Here is a 7,242-nt window from a genome sequence, read left to right as displayed (position 1 = left end):
CCCGAGATGAAGTTCTCCCTTCCCCCATGCCGTTTATGGGGGAAGGGTCGGGGATGGGGGGCGCTCCGCCCGCGCGCGGACTCCGCTCATCCTCTCCGCCCTCCGCTCCATCTCACCCATCTCCATCCCCCACTTGATCTTCCGCGTCGAACAGCGGAACTTCGAAGTCCGCTTCGGGTCTCAGCCGGGGCGGGATCCTGGCCGCCGAATCTCCATCGTCCAACGCAGTCCATGCCCATCTCCGTACCCGTTCGCATCGCGGCCGCCGGCGTGATCGCCGGCGCGGCCCTCGCGCTGCCCCGCGCGCGCCACGTTCCCGCGCCGTCCGGCGAGCTCACGATCATCGCCCCGGCGCACGCCGCCGCGCCCGCGCCCCGGCCGGCCAGCGACGTGCTGCCGGGGCTGGAGGTGCTGCTGCGCGACTCGCTGCACCTGGTGCGCGGCAAGCGGGTGGGGCTCATCACCAACCACACGGCCGTCACGCACGACGGGCGCAGCGCCATCGACCTCCTCCACCAGCACCCGGACGTGCGGCTGGTGGCGCTGTTCGGGCCGGAGCACGGTATCCGCGGCACGGTGGACGGCGGCGCCCACATCTCCACGCAGCGCGACGCCCGTACGGGGCTCACCGTCTACTCGCTGTATGGCGCCACGCAGCGGCCCACGCCGGCCATGCTGCGCGGCATCGACGTGCTGCTGTTCGACATGCAGGACATCGGCGCGCGGCCGTACACCTACGTATGGACGATGACGATGGCGATGGAGGAGGCGGCCAGGGCGGGAATCCCCTTCATCGTCCTGGATCGGCCGAATCCCGTGACGGCCAAGGTGGAAGGGCCGCTGATGCAGTTCGAGATGCGCAACCGCGGCCCGCTGATCACCGGCCACTATCCCGTGCCGCTGCGCCACGGGCTTACGGCGGGCGAGCTCGCGCGCTACGTGAACGGCGAGTACCGGCTGGGCACGCGGCTCACGGTGATCCCGGCGCAGGGCTGGCGTGGCGACGAGTGGTTCGACGAGACCCATCTGCCGTGGATCAACCCGTCGCCCAACATCCGGTCGCTGGACGCGGCGCTTTCGTTCAGCGGGCTGGTGATGCTGGAGACGACGAACCTGAGCATCGGGCGGGGGACGGACGCGCCGTTCAGCTACGTCGGCGCGCCGTACCTGGACAACGTGGAGCTGCTGCGGCGGGTGCGGCGGTACGGCCTGCCGGGGGTGGAGTTCGAGCTGGCGGAGTTCACGCCCCGGGGCACGGACTGGATGCAGTTCCGCAACCAGCGCTGCCGGGCCGTGCGGCTGCGGATCACGGACCGGGACGCGTACCAGCCCGTGCTGACGGCGCTGGTGTTCCTGTCGGAGATCCAGAAGATGCACCCGCGCAACCTGGGGATGGGCCCCATGCTGCAGATGCTGGGCAGCGCCTGGGCGCCCGCCGCCGTGCGCCGCGGCGACGACCCGCGCGAGATCTATCGCCGCTGGGAGACGGAGAACGCCGCCTGGAAGCAGACCATCGCCAAGTACCGCCTGTACCCGGCGGAGTAGGCCCTCACCCGCTCGCTGTCGCTCGCACCCTCTCCCGCAAACTGCGCGGGAGAGGGTGTATACGTCTACGAGCTCACTGCAGCGGGGCGAAGTCGAGACGGCGAGGCGAGGCCGGGACGGAGCGCCGAGTCCCAGCCGGAGTGAGGATCGTGCGGAGAGGGCCTTTTGCTCGTTCCTCGCAAGGGCGATCGACCCCTCTCCCAACTTCGGGGGAGGGGTTTGTCGTAGAGATGGTTCAGCGCGCGGAGCTCAGCCTCTGCACGGGCTGGGTTCTCCCCCTCCCCCGCGAAGCGGGGGCAGGGGGTCGGGGGGAGGGGGCCCTCCGCGCGCGGTAGACGCTCCGCCAGCGTGCACGATCCTGAACCCGCGATGAAGTTGAACCTCCCCCAGGGGTGATTGGGCGAGGTGGGCGAGTTTTACGAGCCCGGAGGGGGCATGGCGCGGGGTCGCCTCGCCCAGGTCGTATCCGCTCGCACCGTAGTATCCGCATCCGCCGTCGTATCCCCCGCCGTCGTCCATCCCGGCCCCGCGACCACGCCCGCCGGCTCCCGCGTGATCCACCGCTCCCCCTCCACCGCCGCGTCCAGCCCCCAGCGCAGCGACCCGTCGCGCTGCAGGTCGCGCACGCGGTAAAGCAGCTGCGTGTACGCCACGTCCTCGGGCGTGAGCGTGGGCGCCCGCAGGTCGGGGCAGCGGTGCGTGTCCGCCAGCACGGACGGCCACGCGCACGTGTGCCCCAGCCCCAGCGCGTGCATCATCTCGTGCTGCACCAGCTCCATCCCGCCCATCGCCAGCACCGCGCCGGCGCGCTGCAGGGCCACGCCCGCGTACTCCACGTTGCCGCGGCTGCCCACCATCGTCGTGAGCCCCGGCGTGCTGAGCGCGCGGTCCACGCGCACGAGCACGATGTCGTCCGGGTCCTCCTCCAGCCCCCGGGGCAGCGTCTGCCCGAACGGCACGGGGCGAAAGACGTCCATCCCCAGCGCGCTCTCCACGCCCGATGCCGCGCGCCAGAACGCCGCCGAGTCCGGCACCGCGCCCACGGGCACGCTGCCGCCCCGCTCGAACGCCACCCGCAGCGGAAAGCGCGACAGCGGCCACCCCTGGAACCCCGTGGGGTTGCGCGTGCCGGCCATGCGGATCCAGAACCCGTTGGTGCACCCCGGGCACGACGGCCGCCGCGCCCGCAGCGGGCTCACGGCCACGCGCTGCCCCGCGAAGAACCCGCGCGGGATGAGCCACTCGCGCGGCGCCAGCACGAACCCGTGCTCCCACGCCGCCTCCGCCCGGGCGATGCGCGCCAGCGACGGGTGATGCGTGCGCCGCGCGCGGTCCGCCGCGTCGACGATGACGGTCAGCGAGTCCGGCAGCCGCGCGGGGAGCGGCACGCGAAACTCGCCCGCGGAGTCCACGTCCGCCGAGTCGACGGACGGCAGGGAGTCGCCCACGGCGCGCCACTGGACGTAGACGCGCATCCCCCCCGCGGATGCGCCGTCCGCCGTCACCACGTGGCCGCGCAGCGCTCGCCCGCCCTGCGCGGCGGCGGGCACGGCGGCCAGGAGCAGGGCGGTCAGCGTCGACAGCAGGCGTGCGGCTCTGGACATTTGATCTCGCGGCGGCAGATTGGCGTCCGTTCCTGCGCATCCCCTGTACCCAACGCGCCCGCAGCACGCGTTCTGCCGCGCGCACTGCGGCGGACCGGCGCGGAGGATTTCGACCGATTCCTTCAACCCCGTTCTCGCGTGAGATACGTCTGCCACATCCACTGGGATGAGAACACGCTCGCGGCGCTCCCCACGGACGAGCTCAACGGCTTGAACGCGGCGCACCTGGATTTCAACGATGCGCTGCGCCGCAGCGGGCACCTGGTCGCGGCCGAGGCGCTGATGCCGTCGCGCGAATCCGCCTGCGTACGGCTGAAAAGCGGCAGGGCGGTGATCACGGACGGCCCGTTCGCCGAGGCCAAGGAGGTGATCGCGGGCTTCTACCTGCTGGAGGTGCGCGATCGGGAGGAGGCGCTGGAGATCGCCGCGCGCATCCCCAGCGCGTCGCACGCCACCATCGAGGTGCGCCCGGTGCACACGCTGGTGGTCGAGGGCCGGGACTAGATCCGATCTCCGCGCAGACGAAAAAGGGCGCCCTCCTGTCGGGAAGGCGCCCTTCGCTCCTTGTTCTCGATCCGCGCTCCGCTCGCGGTACCGACGACGGACCAGTCCGCGCAGGCGGACTTCGCGAAGTTCCAGCGGCGAATTCATTCGCTCGGCGCGGGCGTGGCGTCCGTGCGAGAGGCGGACAATGCGATCTCGCCGATGCACGAAGGCGCCTCCCAGGTAAGGAAGGCGCCCTTCGCGCGTTGCTCCATCCGCCGATGCCGATCCGCCCGTCAGCGGCGGGTGAAGACGGCTTCCCAGGCACCCCCGTCGACGCCGTTCTCGTTGTAGCTGTGGCTGTAGTACAGCGTCAGGCGGCTCCCTTCCACGGCGTACGGGACGGGCGGGCCGAACTGGTCGGGGTAGGCCACGTACTCGCTCTGCCAGGTGCCGCGCGCTTCGTTCCAGTGGCGCCACGTCCGCACGTTCTGCGACAGGGCGCCCGCCTCCACGCGGTACTCGCCGGAGGCCTCGGAGCGGTAGACGACGTCGCCGCCCCGGTCGTCGTCGAACCACAGGATCTGCGACGTGTAGGTGCCGTCGTCGCGGTACGTCAGCCGCCACTCCGCGCGGTCCGCCACCGGGTTCACCAGGGGCACGTCCGTCGGCGCGGACCACTCGCCCACGACGGGGCCGCCGGCCGTGGCGGGCAGCGTTCCCCCGCCGTCGCACGCGGCGACCAGCAGGAGCGCGATCAGGGCGGAGGATCGGCGGAGGATGCGCATGGTCGAACGGGCGAGCAGGGCGGACCAAGGAAGACGGATCGGCAGTTCCCGATCCAAGCTGCTGTACACCGGTCATTGGCTCAAAGATTCCGGCCTCCGCCAGGCTGTCCGGTTCGACGCCACGGGCGGTCCGGGCCGATGGCCACTGCCTCCTACGTGGCGCGTCCCTAGGACTTCTCCGGAGGGAGGTACGGGGGGACGACGTCGTCAGCCGGTGCGCTGCGGGGAGCGGGGTCGTTGAGCTTCACCGTAAGTGTATCGACCTCCCGCGCAACGTAGTCTCCGACCTGCGCCGAAACATCGGCCAGCGTTGCTGATGCGTCTGCTTCGGGCACTGGATCTTCGGCGTCGCTGGCGCGAACGTCGAATTCGATGCGCGTCCCATGCTTCCAGCCGAGCATCTCCAGCTTCGCAAGCAGGGCCTGCTTCTCCGTCTCGAGGTCCTCTGGCTCCATGGGGACGGACGCAAGAACAGTCAGCTTTTCCGCTTCCATACGTCGCGCGAGGTCCAGCGTCTCGAGCTCCGCCTTCCGTGCCTCCGCCATCATCTGGCGGGCCTTGGCGACCTCCTGGGCTGCCTTGGCGGCCACAACGGCTTCGCCCAGCGCCCACTTGTGCCTGAGCCAGGGCATGGACCATTCGAGAAACCGCTGCCACTTCCCCTTTTCGCCGGGTGCGTTCGGCTCGTTGGGGATGCCGCGGTACTGGACGAGCCCGGAGCCTTGGCGGTCGTCGTAGCCGTTCACGCGTCCACCGCCGCGAAGATGTGGACATCCTGGGGCGTGAAGTTGATCCCGCTGCCGCCCATGCGGCGGTAGAGGATGGAAAGGTCGGAGAGGATGTCGGCGATCTCCTCGGGAGGCGCGGAGCCGGGGTCGACCGTGAGCACCAGGCGGTCCACCGACACGGCCTCGGATCGCGCGGCCCGCTCGTCGGCCCACTTGGACAGGGACTGGAGCGTCCGCTTCGCCATCTTCAACGCACTCTCGCGCCCGGTGCTGCGATACGTCTCGATGTTCTGGAGCACCGCATCGATATTCGGGGTCTGAAAGGCCCCGCCCGGAATGGTCGGCAGGATGTCCCGGCAGTGCTGCAGCGACCCAACCATGGTGGCCAGGGCGTCATCCCGGCTGCGGTGCTGCACGCCCATCAGGATGAGGTCGATCCGTGATTCGACATCATGCGCCAGCACCCTCACATCAAGGGCGTGATTGTACAGGCGTCCGTCATTGCCGTCGACGTAGCTCATCTGTCGTTTTCCCGGGGCTTCGGAAAGTGCGAGGGGTTCGGAAGTATAGATCCACACGCCTGAAAAGCCAGTCTTTGATGCTGCCGAAGCAGATCCGTCCTGCCGCGGCCCCGCCTTTGCTAGTGTTGGGCACTTCTGGGGCGCCGGCCGGGGGGCCGGCGCGCGTCCGGGCACGGCGTGGGGGAGGCGGATGGCCATCGGCAAGCTGTTCAGGCGCAAGAGCATCCTGGGCGACCGCGAGGCGGAGCTGCGCGCCCGCGAACGCGAGCTGCTGGACCGGCTGGCGGCGGCCCTGCAGCGATTTGGGCCGGACATCGATCCGGACGACGTGCGCCACTTTGACCAGGCGCGCGAGTCCCTGGCCGGCCTGTTCCTGCTCGTCATCGCCGGCGAGTTCAACAGCGGCAAGTCCAGCTTCATCAACGCGCTGCTGGGCGAAAAGGTGCTGCCGGAGGGCGTGACGCCCACCACGGACCGCATCAACGTCCTCAAGTGGGGGCCGGAGGTGACGGACGAGCTCGTGGAGGCCTACCTGCTGGAGCGCACGCACCCCGCGCCCCTGCTGCGCGACCTGAGCATCGTCGACACCCCGGGCACCAACGCCGTGCTGCGCGAGCACGAGGAGCTCACCCGCGACTTCGTCCCCCGCAGCGACCTCGTGCTCTTCGTGACCTCCGCGGACCGGCCGTTCACGGAGAGCGAGCGCACGTTCCTGGAGCAGATCCGCGCCTGGGGCAAGAAGATCGTCTTTATCGTCAACAAGATCGACATCCTTTCCGCCGACACCGACCGCGCCGAGGTGCTGCGCTTCGTGGGCGAGAACGGCCAGGCGCTGCTGGGCGAGGCGCCGCTCGTGTTCCCCGTCTCTGCCAAGGGCGCCATGCAGGCCCGGGCCGCCAACGACGAGGCGGGGTGGAGCGCCAGCGGCTTCGCGCAGGTGGACGACTTTCTTCTCAACACGCTGGACCAGCACGAGCGCATTCGCCTCAAGCTGCTCAACCCGCTCAACGTGGGGCTCACGCTGGCGGCAAAGTACAAGGAGACGGCGTTCCAGCGGCTCAAGCTGCTGTCGGACGACGTGGCCACGCTGCAGAACATCGACCAGCAGCTGGCGGCGTTTCACCAGGAGATGCTCAAGGACTTTGGCCCGCGGCTGGGGCGGCTGGACGCCCTGCTGAACGAGATGGAGATCCGCGGGCTCAACTTCTTCGACGAGACCATCCGTTTTGGCAACATCCGCCGGCTGATGCGGACGGACGACGTTCGCCGCGACTTCGAGCGGGTGGTGGTGGGCGACACGCCGCAGCTCATCGACGACGAGGTGGGGCGCGTGATCGACTGGATCGTGGAGCGCAACCTCAAGCTGTGGCAGGACATCAGCGGCTACATCGAGCGCCGGCAGATCAGCCGCCACCGCGAGGGGATGATCGGCGAGGTGGGGCAGGGGTTCAACTACAACCGGCAGGCGCTGCTGGATTCCATCGGCCGCACGAGCCGCGAAGCCCTGGGCACCTACAACCGCGAGGCCGAGGCCCGCAAGCTGGCCGAGGAGGTGCGCGCCGCGTCGGGGACC

7 protein-coding genes are annotated in these 7,242 nt (G+C 70.1%); 3 read left to right on the top strand and 4 right to left on the bottom strand.

Going from position 1 to position 7,242, the window contains the following annotated elements; all coding sequences use genetic code 11:
• Positions 1 to 231: 231 nt before the first annotated feature.
• The gene (locus VFZ20_RS18525) at positions 232 to 1,545 is read left to right on the top strand and encodes a DUF1343 domain-containing protein (RefSeq protein WP_329685413.1); all 1,314 of its coding nucleotides are present in this window, start codon (positions 232 to 234) and stop codon (positions 1,543 to 1,545) included.
• A gap of 416 nt (positions 1,546 to 1,961) precedes the next feature.
• On the opposite strand, the gene VFZ20_RS18520 is transcribed toward VFZ20_RS18525, so the two are convergent.
• Positions 1,962 to 3,149 (bottom strand): hypothetical protein, encoded by a 1,188-nt coding sequence (locus tag VFZ20_RS18520; protein WP_329685412.1) that lies wholly within the window; start codon positions 3,147 to 3,149, stop codon positions 1,962 to 1,964.
• Positions 3,150 to 3,287: 138 nt separating this feature from the next.
• Between VFZ20_RS18520 and VFZ20_RS18515 the strand changes: the two genes are divergently transcribed.
• Positions 3,288 to 3,653 carry a YciI family protein gene (locus VFZ20_RS18515; protein WP_329685411.1) on the top strand — a complete coding sequence of 122 codons (366 nt, stop codon included), beginning with the start codon at positions 3,288 to 3,290 and terminating at the stop codon, positions 3,651 to 3,653.
• A gap of 275 nt (positions 3,654 to 3,928) precedes the next feature.
• Here the strand turns inward: VFZ20_RS18515 and VFZ20_RS18510 are convergent, their stop codons facing one another.
• The 3 genes from VFZ20_RS18510 to VFZ20_RS18500 all read right to left on the bottom strand — a co-directional run bounded on the left by VFZ20_RS18510 (position 3,929) and on the right by VFZ20_RS18500 (position 5,669).
• Positions 3,929 to 4,420 (bottom strand): hypothetical protein, encoded by a 492-nt coding sequence (locus VFZ20_RS18510; protein ID WP_329685410.1) that lies wholly within the window; start codon positions 4,418 to 4,420, stop codon positions 3,929 to 3,931.
• A gap of 167 nt (positions 4,421 to 4,587) precedes the next feature.
• Complete coding sequence (locus tag VFZ20_RS18505) at positions 4,588 to 5,166, bottom strand: hypothetical protein (RefSeq protein ID WP_329685409.1); 579 nt, start codon at positions 5,164 to 5,166, stop codon at positions 4,588 to 4,590.
• Positions 5,163 to 5,669 carry a hypothetical protein gene (locus VFZ20_RS18500; RefSeq protein WP_329685408.1) on the bottom strand — a complete coding sequence of 169 codons (507 nt, stop codon included), beginning with the start codon at positions 5,667 to 5,669 and terminating at the stop codon, positions 5,163 to 5,165. Before VFZ20_RS18500 ends, VFZ20_RS18505 begins: the two co-directional genes overlap by 4 nt.
• Before the next feature lie 190 nt (positions 5,670 to 5,859).
• Between VFZ20_RS18500 and VFZ20_RS18495 the strand changes: the two genes are divergently transcribed.
• Positions 5,860 to 7,242 (top strand): dynamin family protein (locus VFZ20_RS18495; RefSeq protein ID WP_329685407.1); only part of this gene is annotated, 1,383 nt, incomplete at its 3' end.

This window comes from Longimicrobium sp., from assembly GCF_036280135.1.
Lineage (GTDB): Bacteria > Gemmatimonadota > Gemmatimonadetes > Longimicrobiales > Longimicrobiaceae > Longimicrobium.
Note: the sequence above shows the minus strand (reverse complement) of the source record. Positions and strands in the feature narration are given on the sequence as shown.

Excerpts from the sequence above, each read along its gene's own strand:
- VFZ20_RS18525 (WP_329685413.1), top strand. The coding sequence starts at position 232 with ATGCCCATCTCCGTACCCGTTCGCATCGCGGCCGCCGGCGTGATCGCC.
- VFZ20_RS18520 (WP_329685412.1), bottom strand. The coding sequence starts at position 3,149 with ATGTCCAGAGCCGCACGCCTGCTGTCGACGCTGACCGCCCTGCTCCTG.
- VFZ20_RS18510 (WP_329685410.1), bottom strand. The coding sequence starts at position 4,420 with ATGCGCATCCTCCGCCGATCCTCCGCCCTGATCGCGCTCCTGCTGGTC.
- VFZ20_RS18500 (WP_329685408.1), bottom strand. The coding sequence starts at position 5,669 with ATGAGCTACGTCGACGGCAATGACGGACGCCTGTACAATCACGCCCTT.